This is a genomic window from Ruegeria sp. YTSC106, assembly GCF_059609765.1.
This window is the reverse complement of sequence record NZ_JBXWMI010000017.1, coordinates 33893-50285: the sequence shown is the minus strand read 5'-3', so window position 1 is coordinate 50285 and position 16393 is coordinate 33893. Positions and strand designations below refer to the sequence as shown.

At 59.1% G+C, this 16393-nt stretch carries 23 protein-coding genes; 11 read left to right on the top strand and 12 right to left on the bottom strand.

Annotated elements, in window-relative coordinates:
* The first annotated feature begins 53 nt into the window (after window positions 1-53).
* On the top strand, window positions 54-851 hold the full coding sequence (locus tag AC2FEB_RS19335; RefSeq protein WP_496675930.1) for a class II glutamine amidotransferase: 798 nt from the start codon (window positions 54-56) through the stop codon (window positions 849-851).
* A gap of 13 nt (window positions 852-864) precedes the next feature.
* On the opposite strand, the gene AC2FEB_RS19330 is transcribed toward AC2FEB_RS19335, so the two are convergent.
* Genes AC2FEB_RS19330 through AC2FEB_RS19320 form a run of 3 tightly spaced genes read right to left on the bottom strand, consistent with a single transcriptional unit; the run spans window position 865 to window position 3922 of the window.
* Window positions 865-2028 (bottom strand): lytic murein transglycosylase, encoded by a 1164-nt coding sequence (locus AC2FEB_RS19330; RefSeq protein WP_117869891.1) that lies wholly within the window; start codon window positions 2026-2028, stop codon window positions 865-867.
* 11 nt (window positions 2029-2039) lie between these two features.
* A complete protein-coding gene (gene cbiB, locus AC2FEB_RS19325) occupies window positions 2040-2960 on the bottom strand; it encodes an adenosylcobinamide-phosphate synthase CbiB (protein ID WP_496675928.1) in 921 nt (306 codons plus the stop codon).
* Window positions 2957-3922 carry a threonine-phosphate decarboxylase gene (locus AC2FEB_RS19320; RefSeq protein WP_496675926.1) on the bottom strand — a complete coding sequence of 322 codons (966 nt, stop codon included), beginning with the start codon at window positions 3920-3922 and terminating at the stop codon, window positions 2957-2959. Before AC2FEB_RS19320 ends, cbiB begins: the two co-directional genes overlap by 4 nt.
* Window positions 3923-4108: 186 nt before the next feature.
* Here AC2FEB_RS19320 and AC2FEB_RS19315 point away from each other — a divergent pair, with 186 nt between their 5' ends.
* Window positions 4109-4471: a response regulator transcription factor gene (locus tag AC2FEB_RS19315; protein ID WP_496675924.1), complete on the top strand. Its 363-nt coding sequence runs from the start codon at window positions 4109-4111 to the stop codon at window positions 4469-4471.
* On the opposite strand, the gene AC2FEB_RS19310 is transcribed toward AC2FEB_RS19315, so the two are convergent.
* Window positions 4453-5442, bottom strand: coding sequence for a glutathione S-transferase family protein (locus tag AC2FEB_RS19310; RefSeq protein ID WP_496675921.1), 990 nt, complete (start codon window positions 5440-5442; stop codon window positions 4453-4455). The two genes, AC2FEB_RS19315 and AC2FEB_RS19310, sit on opposite strands and share 19 nt — an antisense overlap.
* Before the next feature lie 214 nt (window positions 5443-5656).
* On the opposite strand from AC2FEB_RS19310, the gene AC2FEB_RS19305 reads away from it, so the two are divergent.
* Entirely contained in the window at window positions 5657-6010 is a 354-nt protein-coding gene (locus AC2FEB_RS19305) for a hypothetical protein (RefSeq protein WP_299900476.1), read from the top strand.
* A 166-nt stretch (window positions 6011-6176) separates the two neighbouring features.
* On the opposite strand, the gene AC2FEB_RS19300 is transcribed toward AC2FEB_RS19305, so the two are convergent.
* Window positions 6177-7349 carry a MalY/PatB family protein gene (locus AC2FEB_RS19300; RefSeq protein WP_496675917.1) on the bottom strand — a complete coding sequence of 391 codons (1173 nt, stop codon included), beginning with the start codon at window positions 7347-7349 and terminating at the stop codon, window positions 6177-6179.
* Window positions 7350-7443: 94 nt separating this feature from the next.
* Here AC2FEB_RS19300 and def (AC2FEB_RS19295) point away from each other — a divergent pair, with 94 nt between their 5' ends.
* Genes def (AC2FEB_RS19295) through speB form a run of 6 tightly spaced genes read left to right on the top strand, consistent with a single transcriptional unit; the run spans window position 7444 to window position 10733 of the window.
* Window positions 7444-7962, top strand: a complete 519-nt coding sequence (gene def / locus AC2FEB_RS19295) for a peptide deformylase (RefSeq protein WP_117869884.1) — start codon at window positions 7444-7446, stop codon at window positions 7960-7962.
* Window positions 7959-8453 (top strand): peptide deformylase, encoded by a 495-nt coding sequence (def, locus tag AC2FEB_RS19290; protein ID WP_117869883.1) that lies wholly within the window; start codon window positions 7959-7961, stop codon window positions 8451-8453. The genes def (AC2FEB_RS19295) and def (AC2FEB_RS19290) overlap by 4 nt, the downstream gene beginning before the upstream one ends.
* Window positions 8454-8455: 2 nt before the next feature.
* Window positions 8456-9370 (top strand): methionyl-tRNA formyltransferase, encoded by a 915-nt coding sequence (gene fmt, locus AC2FEB_RS19285; RefSeq protein WP_117869882.1) that lies wholly within the window; start codon window positions 8456-8458, stop codon window positions 9368-9370.
* Between the two features lie 6 nt (window positions 9371-9376).
* Entirely contained in the window at window positions 9377-9613 is a 237-nt protein-coding gene (locus AC2FEB_RS19280) for a hypothetical protein (RefSeq protein WP_117869881.1), read from the top strand.
* Between the two features lies 1 nt (window position 9614).
* Window positions 9615-9851, top strand: coding sequence for a GlsB/YeaQ/YmgE family stress response membrane protein (locus AC2FEB_RS19275; RefSeq protein WP_117869880.1), 237 nt, complete (start codon window positions 9615-9617; stop codon window positions 9849-9851).
* A gap of 60 nt (window positions 9852-9911) precedes the next feature.
* Window positions 9912-10733 carry an agmatinase gene (speB, locus tag AC2FEB_RS19270; protein WP_117872849.1) on the top strand — a complete coding sequence of 274 codons (822 nt, stop codon included), beginning with the start codon at window positions 9912-9914 and terminating at the stop codon, window positions 10731-10733.
* Window position 10734: 1 nt separating this feature from the next.
* On the opposite strand, the gene AC2FEB_RS19265 is transcribed toward speB, so the two are convergent.
* The 7 genes from AC2FEB_RS19265 to AC2FEB_RS19235 all read right to left on the bottom strand — a co-directional run bounded on the left by AC2FEB_RS19265 (window position 10735) and on the right by AC2FEB_RS19235 (window position 15232).
* Entirely contained in the window at window positions 10735-11337 is a 603-nt protein-coding gene (locus tag AC2FEB_RS19265; protein WP_254683710.1) for a COG3904 family protein, read from the bottom strand.
* Between the two features lie 65 nt (window positions 11338-11402).
* Window positions 11403-12026 (bottom strand): trimeric intracellular cation channel family protein, encoded by a 624-nt coding sequence (locus AC2FEB_RS19260; RefSeq protein ID WP_117869879.1) that lies wholly within the window; start codon window positions 12024-12026, stop codon window positions 11403-11405.
* Window positions 12023-12490: a ribonuclease HI gene (gene rnhA / locus AC2FEB_RS19255; protein WP_117872847.1), complete on the bottom strand. Its 468-nt coding sequence runs from the start codon at window positions 12488-12490 to the stop codon at window positions 12023-12025. The genes AC2FEB_RS19260 and rnhA overlap by 4 nt, the downstream gene beginning before the upstream one ends.
* Complete coding sequence (locus AC2FEB_RS19250) at window positions 12483-13070, bottom strand: class I SAM-dependent methyltransferase (protein WP_117869878.1); 588 nt, start codon at window positions 13068-13070, stop codon at window positions 12483-12485. The genes rnhA and AC2FEB_RS19250 overlap by 8 nt, the downstream gene beginning before the upstream one ends.
* The gene (locus AC2FEB_RS19245) at window positions 13067-13519 is read right to left on the bottom strand and encodes a DUF3429 domain-containing protein (protein WP_117869877.1); all 453 of its coding nucleotides are present in this window, start codon (window positions 13517-13519) and stop codon (window positions 13067-13069) included. The genes AC2FEB_RS19250 and AC2FEB_RS19245 overlap by 4 nt, the downstream gene beginning before the upstream one ends.
* On the bottom strand, window positions 13516-14466 hold the full coding sequence (gene ispH / locus AC2FEB_RS19240) for a 4-hydroxy-3-methylbut-2-enyl diphosphate reductase (protein WP_117869876.1): 951 nt from the start codon (window positions 14464-14466) through the stop codon (window positions 13516-13518). The genes AC2FEB_RS19245 and ispH overlap by 4 nt, the downstream gene beginning before the upstream one ends.
* Before the next feature lie 190 nt (window positions 14467-14656).
* Window positions 14657-15232 carry a LabA-like NYN domain-containing protein gene (locus tag AC2FEB_RS19235; RefSeq protein WP_117869875.1) on the bottom strand — a complete coding sequence of 192 codons (576 nt, stop codon included), beginning with the start codon at window positions 15230-15232 and terminating at the stop codon, window positions 14657-14659.
* Between the two features lie 141 nt (window positions 15233-15373).
* Here AC2FEB_RS19235 and folK point away from each other — a divergent pair, with 141 nt between their 5' ends.
* Together folK and rpoZ are read left to right on the top strand one after the other, a co-directional pair.
* Window positions 15374-15943, top strand: coding sequence for a 2-amino-4-hydroxy-6-hydroxymethyldihydropteridine diphosphokinase (gene folK / locus AC2FEB_RS19230; RefSeq protein WP_117869874.1), 570 nt, complete (start codon window positions 15374-15376; stop codon window positions 15941-15943).
* Window positions 15944-16037: 94 nt separating this feature from the next.
* The gene (gene rpoZ, locus AC2FEB_RS19225; protein WP_117869873.1) at window positions 16038-16391 is read left to right on the top strand and encodes a DNA-directed RNA polymerase subunit omega; all 354 of its coding nucleotides are present in this window, start codon (window positions 16038-16040) and stop codon (window positions 16389-16391) included.
* Window positions 16392-16393: the final 2 nt, after the last annotated feature.

Sequence of the window (16393 nt, the reverse complement as noted above, 5' to 3'; positions counted from 1 at the left end):
ACAACCAAGGCGGTATCGTCCCGGAGAATCTTCTTTGATGTACGGGAAAAAAAATGTGCCGTTTTTTGGCTTGGGTTGGGCAGCAGCGATATCTGGACGAACTGGTCCTTGAGCAAGAACAATCGCTTGTTATTCAAAGCCGAAACGCATTAATTGGGAAAACACCGATAAACGCGGATGGGTTCGGTCTGGCATGGTATTCTGATCGTGAAACGCCGTGCTTTTACAAGGACACCCATCCAGCGTGGTCTGATGCCAATCTGAAGCAATTGGCGCATCACACGAAATCACGGCTGTTTCTGGCCCATGTACGGGCCTCGACGGGTATGGCGACCTCGCGCAACAACTGTCACCCCTTTGGCGTCGGCAGATGGAGCTTCATGCATAACGGTCAGGCCGGGGGTCATGAACGCATCCGGCAAGAGCTTGATACCATGATCCCGGCGCACCTGTACCAACATCGTATGGGCGCAACCGAGAGCGAGGCGATCTTTCTCATCGCCCATGGAAAGGGGCTGGACGCCGATCCTGTTGGTGCAATGGCCCGTGCGGTCGGTCGGGTCGAAGCCCTTTCCAGGCACCGCGGAGCATCACCCTATCTTCGGTTTGCCGCCTGCTGGTCGGACGGTAAACGGGTTTTTGCGGCCCGTTATGCCTCTGATCGGTTTGCACCCAGCTTGCATTACAAGGCCTGCAAAGACGGTATCATCATTTCGTCCGAGCCACTGGATGCCAATAATGAAGGATGGCTCGAGATACAGCCCAACACTGCAATCGAAACCGAGGGTGCCGTGGTGACGACGCGCGCCTTTGCACCCCATGTTCCGCAGGAACGGGAATGGGTCGCGTGAGCGTGGTTGCTGCTTAAAGCCGGTTTAGCAGATCCACTGTCGGCCATGCGTCGGCCGGCAGGCCAAGCCGCTTCTGTTCCGCCTGCACGGCCGCTCTGGTGCCAGCCCCAAGGATCCCGTCGACCTTGCCAACGTCATACCCTTTGGTCTGAAGCTTGCTTTGCAGCTGCTTCATCTGCGCCCCGTTCAGACCTTGTGCGGGATTGCCGGCATCGTAAATCTGCGCCCCTTCCAGACGTGTACCGAAATAGGCGGCGGTCATTACATAAACAAAGCTCTGGTTCCATTCGAAATAGACGTCGAAGTTCGGATAGGCCAGAAAGGCCGGGCCGTTGTGCCCCTGTGGCAGGATCAGCGAGGCGGGCAGGTTCGCCAGCGACCCGCTGCGCGCCTGAACGCCCATGGCCTGCCAATCCGCCACCGAACGGGGCTTGCCGGGGCCGGATAGCGACCAATCCATCTGCGCGGGCACCGTGACCTCCTGTAGCCAGGGTTCGCCTGCTCGCCAGCCCAGATGCGACAGCATCTTGGCCCCGGACATCAGCGCATCGGGGGCCGAGGTTTTCAGACGGACATGCCCGTCGCCGTCACCATCGACACCGTTTTCCAGAATATCCCGCGGCAGCATCTGGACCATACCGATTTCACCGGCCCATGCGCCAGTTGTACGGGCCGGGTCGAAATCACCGTTCTGATATAGCTCGATAGCTGCAAAGATTTGGGGGCGGAACAGGTCGGGCCGACGGCAGTCATGGGCCAAAGTCACCAGTGCGTTTCGGGTGTTGAAGTCGCCCTGAAACGATCCGTAATCGGTCTCGAACGCCCAGAAAGCCAGCAACACCCCACGCGAGATGCCGTATTCCCTCTTGATCCGGCCAAATACCGCATCGTATTTGCGCGACATCGCTTGCCCGCGTTCGATACGGTTGGCCGAGATCAGACGACGGGAAAACTCGATGAAGGGCTTCTGAAACACTCCCTGCGCCCGGTCGGCCTTCAGCACGGCGCCATCCTGCTGCACGCCTTTGAAAAAAGCGTTCACGGTGGATTTTTCAAAGCCTTGTTGTTTGGCCTCGGCCTTTAGCCCTTTGACAAAAGAATTGAAGTCACCGCCACATTGGGCCAAGGCAGGAGAGGCAAACAGGGCAGCGGCGATAAGGCCGGAAAGAAAACGCATGAAGGGACCCTTCAGAATATCAGTTTGACCACAACCCACACTGACACGAGCCCAAGCGCAAGCCCCCAAACGCTCCACAACATGTGACATGCGCGAAAAACCTCTGACGCCCCGATCTCGCGCGGGGCATCGCCATTGACCCAGGCCAGATCCCGTACCTTACCGTCATAGCTGCGCGGTCCGGCTAGGGCGACGTTCAAGGCGCGGGCCATGGCGGCCTCGGGCCAGCCTGCGTTGGGCGAGATATGGCGACGTGCATCCGCCACAATCACGCGCCAGCGCGACCGCTGTCCAGAGAGTGCCACGATCATCACACAGGTCAGACGGGCAGGGATCAGGTTCAGCAGATCATCGAACCGGGCCGAGGCCCAGCCGAAGTCGCGGTATTTTTCATTGCGATACCCGATCATGCTGTCGGCGGTATTTACCGCCTTATAGGCCAGCAGCCCCGGCAACCCCGCGACCAGAAACCAGAAAGCAGGCGCGATGACACCGTCGCTAAGGTTTTCTGCGGCGCTTTCGATGGCTGAGCGTGCCACCTGCGCCTCGGTCATGTCCTGTGTATCGCGCGAGACGATCCTGGCCACCTGCGTCCGTCCCTCTGCCAGCGAGGCCATCAGCCCTTTGCCCACGGCGCGAACATGCGCGACCAACGATTTTTGCGCCAGCAGGATCGCGCAGACCAGGATTTCGACAACTGGCCCCAGCAGGGACAAAGCCCATCCAAGCCCCCATGCGCCGCAAACCAGCAGGACAAGCACACCCACCCCTTTTGCCCGACGTGCGGCCCCGTGATTCAGACGTTTATCCAGCCAGCCAATCAGGTTTCCGATCACTACCGCCGGATGCTTGATACGCGACCAGAGCCAGTCGGGTTCTCCCAGCGCTGCGTCCAGACACATGGCACAGACCAGCATCAGGCCAAGGCTCACAGCGCGACCTCCAGCCGGTCCCACCCGTTCGCAGGAGGCAAACCGAGGCGCAGATAGGTTTCGGAGTAGGGGAAGATGCGGCTCCAGATATGGTTCTGTGCCAGCTGTTCCTGCCAGCGGGAGGCATCATCGACCTTGTACAATCGGAACAGGCTTGTGCCGCCAGCGACCTTGGCTCCTCTGGCCGTCAACAGCAAATCCAGCCGAGTGGCCTCGTCTGCCAGTCGCTTACGCGTGGCGTTCGCCCAATCCGTATCTTCAAGGGCCTGTGTGCCAACCCGCAAGGCAGGGCCTGAAACCGACCATGGCCCAGTCAGATCGTTCAGCCGGTTGATCAAGTCCGGTCGTCCGATGGCGAATCCCAGTCTCATCCCGGCCAGCCCCCAGAACTTGCCAAAACTCTTCAGCAAGATCACGCCGGGGCGGTCTGCCAGATGGATCAAGGACTTGTCCGGCATGACGTCGCCAAAGCTTTCATCAATAACGGTAAGTGGCGCTGAGACGTCGCTTTCCTGCCAGATATACCCGTCGGGATTGTTCGGATGGACGATCACGCGGGCGTCACCCGGCCCTTTTGTTTGAACATTCCACCCCTGTGCCGAAAAGGCGGCGGCGTGTTCGTTATAGGTGGGCGGCGTGATCTGTACCGTACCCGCCGCAGTTAGCGCGGGAAGACGCGCGATGACCGCCGATGCTCCCGGTGCGGGCAGGATCGATGCTCGGTGCGGCACGTCCCAGAACCGGCGTGCGGCACCGTTCAGCCGTTCAAAAGCCCCGTGATCCGGTAACTCAGCCCAGTCAGCGGCAGTCAGGCCCGAAACAGGATAGGTATGCGGATTGATGCCGGTAGACAGATCGATCCAGTCGGTGCGTTGCCCGCCGTATTGTGCAATCGCCCTGTCCAGCCCGCCGCCGTGGTCGCGAACCGTGCGTGGATCCAGGTCTTGATCCGATGTGCTCATCTGCTCTCTCTGCGAGAAAAAAACCGCTTTTGGCGTGCTTCAAGCGGATTCTTGCCTCTAATACAAGCAAATCCGCCCGATCACGGGGCTGTGGGGCTGCTGTTAACACTTTGTTAAGGAAATAACGGGATCACGGACCACGGGGGTCGGCACCACTCACCATATCAAGTGCCGAGGTTGTTGCAAATGAAAGTTCTGATTGTTGAGAGTAATTCCGACCTTGGTCGGGTCTGGAAAAGGCATCTGGAACGGCAAGGCGCCGAGGTCACACTGGTCGAGACGCAGGAGGCCGCCATTCTGGCGCTATACGGCACGGATTTCGAAATCATCGTGCTGGATCTGGTTCTGGAAACCGGAAGTGCTCTGGCTGTGGCCGATTTTGCCAGCTATCGCCGCCCCCAGGCGCGGGTGATCTTTGTCACCAACACCACCTTCTTCTCGGATGGATCAATCTTTGCCCACAGTCCGAATGCCTGTGCTTATGTGCAAAGCGAAACACCGCCAGAGGATCTGGCGGCGATGGTTGAACACTACGCAGCTGGGCGCTGATCGCGGCGGTGCGGTTCTGCGTAATCCAGCACCGGGTTCACCGGAATGATCCGGTATGGATTGATGCTGTCATGGCTGTAGTGATAGTGGCGCACGATATGGGTCATGTTCACGGTGGGGGCCACGCCGGGCCATTGGTACAATTCACGCGTATAGGCCCATAGATTCGTGTAATCGATCAGACGCCGTTTGTTGCATTTGAAGTGCAGGTGATAGACCGGGTCAAAGCGGATCAGCGTCGTAAACAGCCGCCAGTCAGCCTCGGTGATCCGATCCCCCATCAGGTAACGGTTCCGGGCCAGACGGTCTTCCAGCCAGTCCAGCGTGTCGAACAAAGGACCCACTGCGGCGTCGTAGGCCGCTTGCGAGGTGGCAAAGCCGGACTTGTACACGCCGTTGTTGACGTCTGAGTAGATGCGCCCGTTGACCTCTTCGATTTCATCGCGCATCGCTTCGGGCCAGTAATCATCGGTATTGCCGGTGATCCCGTTGAAGGCCGAATTGAACATGCGGATGATTTCCGAGCTTTCGTTCGAGACAATGGTTTCCTTCTGCTTGTCCCATAGGATCGGCACGGTCACGCGGCCCGAATAGGCTGGATCGGCTTTGGTATAGATCTGGTGAGCATAGTTCAGCCCATAGAGATCGTCGCCCGTCGCGCCATGGCCGTCTGTTTCAAAGGTCCAGCCTTTGTCCAGCATGTCCGGATGTACGACCGAGACTGAAATCAGATCGTTCAGCCCTTTCAACTCGCTAAAAATCAGGGTGCGATGCGCCCAGGGGCAAGCGTAGCTGACATAGAGGTGATAGCGCCCGGGTTCCGCCTTGAACTCGCCTTTGCCTGATGGTCCCGCCTCGCCGTCAGCTGTCAACCAATTGCGAAACTGCGCGGCGCTGCGCTTGAATGCACCGCCCGTGGATTTGGTATCATACCAAGTGTCGTGCCATTTTCCTTCGACCAACAGGCCCATATCTTTTCCTCCGCATGCGCGTTTCGCCAAAGATAGGGCCGGACCCGGTGTCTTCCTATGCGAGTGCCCGCGCAAATGCCCTGCATTCGCGCACAGTCGAGGCCGGGGTTTCTGTGCAGGAAACCTCCGCCAGATCGGATGTCTGTGACGTGGTTCACTGGATTTTTACAACTTTTCCCGCACAATGGTAGTCATTCACGGGGGGAACAGATTAATGAGTACCTATGTTTCAAAGGAAATACGCGCCGAGTTGGACGCGGCACGAATCGCCACATTGAAAAAAGCCAGCCGTTTACGTGTGGAAATGGGCGACAATACTTACAAAATACTCAAATTGTGGAAAGACGGTTTTACGGTTGAGGCGGAAACCACGCCGCGCCTGCGCGGACTTGTCGATATCTATGACGGGGCCAACCACCTCTATCAATGCCTCATCGTCGCGGATGAGGATGAGGGCGGTGAGATGCGGTATGAATTCAAACGCAGCACGGCGGCCCATGACAGCGCGCCGCTTGACTTTTATCGCGCGCCCGACGCGCCGATCGCCCTGCTTGGGCTTGACGACTAAGGGCGAATTTCAACGGGCGTTCCAGTTGCGTCCAGGATTTGGTCGATACCAGAGGCCAGCGGTGCCAGCATAAGGGCAGGCACGCGCGGGCCAAAGCAGCGTCAGCCAAATCAACCGGCACCTGTGAACAACAGGGCAGAGCTTGAAATTCCCGGCCGACGCATACTTATTGCAGATCCCCGAAGGCCTGTTTCAGCCGCACGCAAGCTTCCTCAACCCGCGCTCTTTGTGTGGCGAGGTTGAACCGTTCGAACGTCTCGCCTCCAGTGCCGAAACCCGGACCTGACGATGTCGCGATCCGCGCGTCCTCGCGCAGACGACGGACAAATTCGGCGTGATCCATGCCGGTGCCCGAGAAATCGACCCAGGCCAGATAGGTCGCCTGCAAGGGCATCGACCAAAGCCCCGGAATTTCGGCGATGGTCTGATCGAACAGGCGCCGGTTTTCCTCCAGATGCGCGATCTGGGCATCCACCCATTCGGCCCCTTCGGGGCTGTAGGCGGCGGTGATCATCGCCACACCCAGCGCGCTGGGATCGTAATCCAATGTCTGCAGCCGTTGCTTCATGGCCGCGCGCAGTTTGGGATCGGGAATGATCATATTGCCGGTCCGCTGCCCGGCGATGTTGAAGGTCTTCGACGCTGCCGTCAGCGTCACTGTCCAAGGCCGCGCATCTGGAGCGGCCACATCCATCGGCACAAATTTGGCGTCGGGATAGACCAAATCGTGGTGAATCTCGTCCGATATCAGGATCAAACCGTTCCGTTCGGCAAACGCGGCTACGGCTTGCAATTCCTCGGGTGTCCAGACGCGACCTGACGGGTTTTGCGGCGAACACCACAGCAGCATCTTCTCGGACCCGTCCAGCCGGGACTGGGCGTCCTCCAGATCAAGGCCATAGCTATCCCTGTCCCGCACCAATGGGCATTCTACGACACGGCGGCCCGATTTGTTCACCTTGTGCGCGAACTCATGGTAGACGGGGGTGAAGATCACGATGCCATCACCGGGATCGGTCCATACATCCAGCGACAGGGCGATTGCATTGCCCAGACCCTGGGTTGTCAGAATCCAATCTGAGTCGATTTCCCAATCATGCCGGGTTTTCATCCACCACTGAACCGACGCCAGGTAATCCGGGTGCATCCATGAATAGCCAAACACGCCGTGATCTGCGGCTTTGCGCACCGCGTCGATCACGCAGGGTGCTGTTTGGTAATCGGAATCGGCCGTCCACATGGCCAGACCGTCCTCGGGCGAGATGCCATACAACATCTCCATCTTGTCCCATTTTGAACTGTTGGTGCCCCGGCGGTCGATCAGGTCGTTGAAAGTCATGTCTGCTCCATTTTGTCGATCGAAAGCTAACCGCAAATCGGGCAGGTGCAAGGGGGGCGTTGCGGCGCGGGGCGGGATGGCCTAAATCAGCCACATGAGACGCAATATCCTGATCCATCCCGACCCCCGCCTGAAAAAGGTCTGTGCGCCTGTGTCCGACCTGACGGATGAGCTGCGCACGCTGGCTGACGACATGCTGGAAACCATGTATGACGCGCCCGGGATTGGCCTCGCCGCACCTCAGATCGGTGTTCTGGAGAGGTTGATCGTGCTGGACTGCGTCAAGGAAGAAGGCGAAACACCGCGCCCGCTGATCATGTTCAACCCCGAGGTTATCGCGTCTTCCGAAGAAACCAATGTGTACGAGGAAGGATGCCTGTCGATCCCGGATCAATATGCCGAAGTGACCCGCCCCAAGGTGGTCGATGTCACCTGGATGGACGAGAAGGGAAACCTGCAACAGGAGACTTTCGACGGGCTTTGGGCCACTTGCGTGCAGCATGAAATCGACCATTTGAACGGCAAGCTGTTCATCGACTATCTCAAACCTTTGAAACGGCAAATGATTACCCGCAAGATGCAAAAGCTCAAACGTGAACGGACGCGCGTATGACCGTTCGTACCTGTCTGCCCTGGCCCGACAAACGCTTGCGCACCAAGGCGGATCAGGTGACCGAAATCACCGATGAAATTCGTCGGATTTGGCAGGACATGATCGACACGATGGAGGCCATGCCCGGTGTCGGTCTGGCCGCGCCGCAGATCGGAGTGATGTTGCGTCTGGCCGTGGTCGATGGGTCGGCCGAGCGGGGCAAGGCCGTGCGTCTGGCGAACCCGGAAATTCTGCACAGCTCGATTGAACTGCGTGAACATGAAGAGGCCAGTCCGAACCTGCCGGGCGTGTCGGCCACGGTAAAACGTCCGCGTGCAGTGACTGTCAAATTCCTGAACGAACAGGGCATGGTGGACCGTCGCGATTTTGTCGGCATCGAGGCCACCAGTGTCCAGCACCAGATCGACCATCTGAATGGCCGGATGTATTTCGACCGGCTCAGCAAGGTTAAACGCGACATGCTGCTGCGAAAAGTCAAAAAACAGGTATAAAGATGCGCGTTGTTTTCATGGGAACCCCGGATTTCTCGGTGCCGGTTCTGGATGCGCTGGTCGAGGCCGGGCATGAGATCGCCGCCGTCTATTGCCAGCCCCCGCGCCCAGCGGGGCGGGGCAAGAAGGATCGCCCAACGCCGGTTCACGCACGTGCTCAGGCGCTGGGTCTGGACGTGCGTCACCCAACCTCGCTGAAACCGGCTGAGGAACAGGACAGTTTTGCCGCACTGAATGCGGATGTGGCGGTCGTTGTGGCTTATGGGCTAATCCTGCCCCAGCCCGTCCTCGATGCGCCGACTCATGGCTGCCTGAACATTCACGCCAGCCTGTTGCCGCGCTGGCGCGGGGCGGCTCCGATCCATCGGGCGATCATGGCAGGCGATGCGCAAACCGGCATCTGTATCATGCAAATGGAGGCGGGCCTTGATACCGGCCCCGTTCTGCTGCGGCAGGCCACCGATATCGGGCCCGAGGAAACCACCGCGGAACTGCATGACCGGCTCTCGGCGATGGGCGCGGCTCTGATTGTTGAGGCGTTGGCAAAGCTGCCCGGCCTGACTCCTGATCCGCAGCCCGAGATTGGTGTCACCTATGCCGCAAAGATCGACAAGTCCGAGGCTCGCGTGGACTGGTCGCGCCCCGCCGTTGAGGTCGATCGGCAGATCCGCGGCCTGTCGCCCTTTCCCGGGGCCTGGACCGAGATCGAAGGCAATCGGGTAAAGCTCCTCGCCTCGCGTCTGGCCGAAGGACAGGGCGCACCGGGGGAGGTTCTGAATGACAATCTGTATGTGGCCTGCGGGCAGGGTGCCGTAGAGCTGCTGCGCTTGCAAAGGGCAGGCAAAGGCGCGCAGGATAGGGAAACCTTCCTGCGGGGCTGGCCAATCCCGATTGGCACCCGGATGTCTTCGGAGTAAAGCCATATGTTCATGGTGATGATGGGCACTGTCGTGATTGCCGGGATCGTCGGGTATCTGTCCGAACAGACCGGTTTCACCCATAACGGATATTTACAATCCATCATCATCTGCGTGGGCGGGGCGTTCCTGTTCTATTTCGTCCGCATCATGTTTGGCATCAGCTTTGGCCCTCCGGGGCTGGATTCGGTGATTTCGTCCATTGGGGCCCTGATCATCGTGCCGACCCATTGGAGGAAGTGATATGCCAATCGTCGCCCTGATCATCATCGGCGCAGCGGCAGGGTTCCTCGCCACCCGCCTGATGCGGATCGAGGCCGACATCCCGACGACCATGCTGATCGGTATTGTCGGGGCCTTGATCGGAGGGTTCGTTCTGCGGTTTCTTGTAACCGTTATGGGGTGGCTGTCTGGTTTTGTCGGGGCGGTTCTGGGTGCATTGCTGGTGATCTGGATCTGGCAGACCTACCTGCGCCGTTAACCCCTTGACCCGGCGCCATTCCTCCATCCAGATCACATTCAAGTAAAAAGGGGAGTGATGATGCCGTACGAACTGAAGCCGGGAGATGTCGCTTTGATGGGCATTCCTCTGGATCTGCATTCCTCGTTCCTGCAAGGGCCGGCATTCGCCCCCGGACGCATCCGCGAGGCGCTGCATTCCGGCGCGGCCAACCTGACGGCCGAGGATGGCACTGATCTGGGTGCAAGCGCCCAATTCCGGGATACCGGCGATCTGGGTGTTTTTGAGATGCGCGGGCAGGAACCGATTGACCGGATCGAGGCCGAAGCGGCGAAGCGGATCGCAACCGGCGCACGCCTGTTGTCACTGGGCGGTGACCATTCCGTGGCCTATCCGCTGATCAAGGCCCATGCAGACCGGTACGAAGGGCTGAATATCCTGCATATCGACAGCCACCCTGATCTGTACGAAACGCAGGATATCGGACCGCTCGGCCATGGCTGCCCCTTTGCCCGCGTGATGGAGAACTGCCCGGTCAAGCGTCTGGTGCAGGTCGGCATCCGCACCATGAACGCGCATCAGCGTGAACAGGCCGACAGGTTCGGCGTCGAGGTGATCGACATGCGCAGCTGGAGCCCCGATTTGCAGATTGCCTTCGATGGCCCCGTCTACCTGTCACTGGATCTGGATGCGTTGGACCCGGCCTTTGCCCCCGGCGTCTCGCACCATGAGCCAGGCGGGCTGAGCACGCGCGAGGTTATCGACCTGATCCATCGGTTCAAAGGTCAGCTGGTCGGTGCAGATATTGTCGAGCTTAACCCGCATCGCGACCCCTATGGCATGACGGCGATGGTGGCCGCGAAGTTCGTCAAGGAAATCGGCGCGCGCTTGTTGAACGGCTAACTTACCTTTCGTCGCACTCCGTCGCAGACCCAAGTGCCGGAGCACCTCTGGTGGTCAAACCGAACCGGTTCGCTTCGGTGGTGTTCATCCAGTGCATACTGTCGGCCGGGGCGGCATAGAGGGTGTACCAGTAGAATGCCTCATCCACGCCGATGTCTTTGAAATAGTCCAGGTATCGGTCATGTTCGGGGTCGTCCTCGGGCAAGTCGGTCGCCACCAGACCTGACCCGGCCCAGCTGTGGACACCGACACAGGCCCCCGGTTGCAGGACGCGGCGGTTTCCGGCCAGAAACAGATCGGTGCCCCCGCTGGCAACCAGACCGTTCGAGGGCACGACGGTATCGAACCCGGCCCTGTGCACTTCGCGGCTGAAAATAACGTTGGCGTCATCATCCAACGATCCTTCAATGTATTGCAGCACCAGCGTTCGGGCTTCGGGGTTTTGGGCGATCACTTCCTCAAAGGCAGACAGGGTTGTCTCGTCAATCGTGCCCGAGGCGATGATCTGGTCGCCCTGAGCAACAAAACTGACAGGAGTGTAATACGCGCCACATGAGGCGAGCAGGGCCAGGCAAGATGTGATGGATGTAAGTCTAAAGGACACATTGGCCTCCGGGCTGCGCTTTCAGCAGGGGTATCAGCATGCCGCTTTGGCGTCCACAGATAGGCTCAGTTGCGCGGCGGGCGGCTTTTGTAGACCGGCATCTGCCAGCCAAACATCAAAGATCCGGCTCGCAACGCCCAGCACACCAGCGCGCAGAGAGCCAGAGAAAACGCAGGCTCTGTCCCCAATCTGGCAGCCAGCACTGCCGTCAGGGCACCTGTAAAGGCACAGGACACATAAAGTTCGCCCTGTTTCAGCACCAGCGGCACTTCGTTGCAGACCACGTCGCGCATCAGCCCACCCAGGCATCCGGTGGTCACACCCATCAAAACGACAATGACCCCGGACTGATCCAGCGACAGCGCCGCGCCGGTTCCGGCCGCAACGGCAACCGACAGCGCAAAACTGTCCAGCCAGACCAGCCAGTTATAACGGCTTTCAACCAGATGTGCTGTAAAGAACACCAAGACCGACGCCGCGACTGCGATCAGGATGTAATTCGGCTGCCCGACCCAAAAGATCGGGTGACGATCCAGCAAAAGGTCTCGTACAGTGCCGCCACCGACGGCGGTCAGGCAGGCCATGAAAGCAAAGCCCACCAGATCCAGCTGGGCACGGCTGGCCACCAGTGCCCCTGTCAACGCGAAGATCAGAACTGAGGCATAGTCCAGCAGCGTCAGTGCGGTCACGCCTGTGCCTTTTTCGGTTTGAACGGCGCCATGCCGGCACGAGCCAGTTCATCGGCTTTTTCATTCTCGGGGTGGCCCGCGTGGCCCTTGACCCATTCCCAGGTCACATCATGCCGTTCCTGCGCCTCATCCAGACGCTGCCACAGATCGACATTCTTAACCGGCTTCTTGTTCGAGGTTTTCCAACCGTTGCGCTTCCAACCGAAAATCCAGCCGGTGACACCGTTCTTCACATAGGCGCTGTCGGTGACGATGGTGATCTTCGACGGCCGCTCCAGCGTTTCCAGCGCGCTGATGGCGGCCAGCAACTCCATCCGGTTGTTGGTGGTCTCGGCCTCGCCTCCGTTGAGCTCACGTTCTTTCAGAACCCTGTCCCCGTCCATCGCGCGCAGCAGCACGCCCCAGCCGCCGGGGCCAGGATTGCCCGAACAGGCGCCGTCTGTATATGCAAACAATTCAGGCATGGGCAAACACCAGAACATATCCATCATACGATCCGGCCAGACCCTTTCCGATGCCGTGGACTGCGCGATCAATCGTAAACCCGGCCTCTTTCAATGCGTCTTCGATTTCGGACTCTGTGTAATAGGTGTAATAGCGATCCAGATCATCGCGGTGCTCACCGGTGCCCAGTTTCATCCCCAGAAACAACTGGCCGCCCGGTTTCAGAGCCCTGTGGATCGATTGCAGATGGCGCGGGAAATCTGCGCGGGGTGCGTGCAGCAGGGAAAAGCTGGCGTAAATCCCGTCATATTCGGCTGTCTCGGTGACGTCATCGAACGTACCCAGATGTGCATCCACACCGTTTACGCGTGCATGTTCGACAAAGGCTGGCGTGGCATCCAGTGCCCGAACTTTCAGCCCCTGACGCATAAGGAAACTGCTGTCCGACCCCGGCCCGGACCCCAGATCCAGTACATAGCCTCCTGCACCGACCGCATCGGCGAAAGCCTGACGAGCCTCAAGCTGCTCGGGCGGCAGGGGGATCTTCAGATATTCGGCCACCTTGTTTGTATAGGCTTTGATCGTACGTTCATCGGTCACAGGTACACTCCGACTGCAAGGCTGGCCAATACGACTGCGGTCAGCAGGATGCGCAACTGCATCCACCAGATCGGTGTAAGGCGCCAGTAGGAAAACAGGGCATCCAGCAACAACAAGCCAACGAACCCATATATCAGATTGGTGCCCGCATTGACCGGCCCGCCCCCTGTCATAGCAAATGCCCAAAGCGCGGGCAGAACCGACAACAGATAACACAGTGCCGCCTTGCTGCCTGACGTCTTGGTGGCAAAGCCCCAGAGAACACCGGACATGAAGCTCAGGATGACCGATCCATAGAACAGTTGCACATAGGGCCCTACGAAACGTGGGCCAAAGGTTTGCGCGCCCCAGGCATTCAGGTCGCCGTTCAGATAGGTCAGCGCGCCCCAGACAAACGGGACAAGTCCCGCCAGTCCCAGATAGAGCGGTGCTTTCGGCACTCCGTTCACGCCGGTTGCCTTAACACGCGGGGGACTTTGAACTCGACGTTTTCAATGGCGGTCTCGACCGGCTCGACGGTGACATCATAATGCGCGCTGAACGCTTCGATCACCTCGTTCACCAGAACCTCCGGGGCCGACGCGCCTGCAGTGACAGCCACGGTCGAGATACCCTCAAGCGCGCGCCAGTCAATCTCGGTGGCGCGCTGGACAAGCTGCGCGTACTGACACCCCTCGCGCGAGGCGACCTCGACCAGGCGGCGCGAGTTCGATGAATTCGGCGCCCCCACAACCAGCAAGGCATCCGCCTTGGGGGCCACGGACTTCACCGCTTCCTGCCGGTTCGTGGTGGCATAGCAGATGTCTTCCTTGTGCGGTCCGACAATGGCTGGGAACCGGGCCTGAAGGGCTGCGATGATGTCCTTGGTGTCATCGACCGACAGGGTGGTTTGGGTGACAAAGGCCAGCTTCTGCGGGTCGCGCACCTGCACCGTGGCAACGTCGTCCACGGTCTCGACCAGCAGCACATCGCCCTCGGGCAACTGCCCCATGGTGCCCACGGTTTCCGGATGGCCCTTGTGGCCGATCATAATCATCTGCAACCCCGCATCCGCGTGGCGCTGCGCCTCGACATGCACCTTGGAAACCAGAGGACAGGTGGCGTCCACATATATCATCTCGCGCTGGGCAGCCTCGGCGGGAACGGATTTCGGCACTCCGTGGGCGGAAAAGATCACGGGGCGGTCATCGGGGCATTCCTGCAACTCTTCGACGAAAACGGCCCCTTTGGCGCGAAGGCCATCGACCACGAATTTGTTGTGCACGATCTCGTGGCGCACATAGACCGGTGGGCCCCATTTCTGCAAAGCCATCTCAACGATCTTGATGGCGCGGTCCACACCGGCGCAGAACCCGCGTGGGGCGGCAAGGTAAAGTGTCAGTGGCGGCTTTTTCATCAGGCTGTCTCCTTATGGCACAGGTAAGTCTTTTCCCGGCCTTGGTCCAGACAGGACATCGTCATTCCTCTGACACGAATCGTTGCTAATCAGGTGATGTTTAAGCACCTGTACCTTGTTAAAGAAGCGCGGCCAGGACCGACGTCCTGACCGCGCGATTTTTTCCCATCATGACAGGCCAGTCGCCTTGTTAGCTGTTGCTGGCAACAGCGACGCTGCGATGCTCCGTTGGCATTTCACGCGGCGGGCGACCGATGACATCGCGCAGGTCTTCCAGCTCGATGAAATTGTCTGCCTGGCGGCGCAGTTCGTCCGAGATCATCGGTGGCTGGCTGCGGATGGTCGAAACCACCGATACGCGCACACCCTGCCGTTGCAGGCTGGCGATCAACGGGCGGAAATCCCCATCACCCGAGAACAGCACGATATGATCGACGCGCGGCGCCAGTTCCATGGCATCGACGGTAAGCTCGATATCCATATTTCCTTTGACTTTCCGACGCCCCATGCTGTCGGTGTATTCCTTGGCCGGTTTCGTGACCATGGTGAAGCCATTGTAATGCAGCCAGTCAACCAATGGACGGATCGGCGAATACTCGTCGTTTTCCAGCAGCGCTGTGTAGTAGAAGGCACGAAGAAGCTTGCCGCGGCGCATGAATTCCTGCCGCAGAAGTTTGTAGTCAATGTCGAAACCGAGTGCTTTTGCCGCGGCATAAAGATTCGAGCCGTCGATGAACAGCGCTAGCCGTTCGTCTTTATAAAACATAAATGGTCCCTTCCGGTATAATCCAGTGCGTGCCGCGTTACGTGAGTGAGTGAGTGATAAAATGACGCGCTCTGGTAAGCCTATAATTAGAACTTCTGTCGGTTATCGCAAGTATGCAATGGGTCGAATGTAGGGTATCACATGAGCAAATCCATGCCAAATGCCGTTGTTGCGCTGGGCGCAAATCTCGATTTGAGAGGAAATAGTCCCGCTGTAACACTTCAGAGCGCGCTTGACGCGTTATCGCGTCACAATGTGATGATTCGCTCTGTCAGTCGTTTTTTTGCGACACCGTGCTTTCCCGCCGGGGCCGGCCCGGACTACGTGAATGCCGCGGCGCTGATTGCGACCGAGAAATCTCCGTCGCAGGTGTTGCAGGCGCTGCACGAGGTCGAACAGGAATTCGGGCGCGAACGGGTGCAGCGCTGGGGGATGCGGACGCTGGATCTGGATCTGGTCTGTTTCGAAGATCAGGTCCTGCCGGATCGCGCCGTGTTCGATCGCTGGCTGACCCTGCCGGCCGAATCGCAAAGGCAGGAGGCGCCGGATCAGTTGGTTCTGCCGCACCCGCGCCTTCAGGATCGCGCCTTTGTCCTGGTGCCAATGGCCGATATCGTGCCCGAATGGCGTCATCCGGTTCTGGATCTCACGGTCTCCGAGATGATCCAGGCCCTTCCCGCGGCAGAGGTCGAGGCGGTCACGGCGCTGTGATCCGTGCAAATGCAGCATTTCCTGCTTGTCAAGGCGCGGATTCGCGCTTAGATAAACCCCTTCCTGACATGGATTCAGAAACGGAGAGCGCCCAATGGCCCGCGTGACGGTTGAAGATTGCGTAGACAAGGTTCCAAACCGGTTCGAGCTGGTGATGCTCGCCGCCCATCGGGCGCGTGAGATTTCCGCCGGTGCAGCGATTACCGTTGACCGCGATAACGACAAGAACCCTGTCGTGTCTCTGCGTGAAATCGCCGACGAAACCCAAAGCGCAGACGAACTGCGCGAGCGGCTGATCGAGGCCAACCAGACCCAGATCGAGGTTGATGAGCCCGAAGAGGATCAGATGGCGCTGCTGATGGGTGCCGAAACGGACAAACCCGCCATGGACGACATGTCCGAAGAGAAGCTCCTGCGCGCTCTGATGGAGGCTCAAGGGCAGGGGTAAGC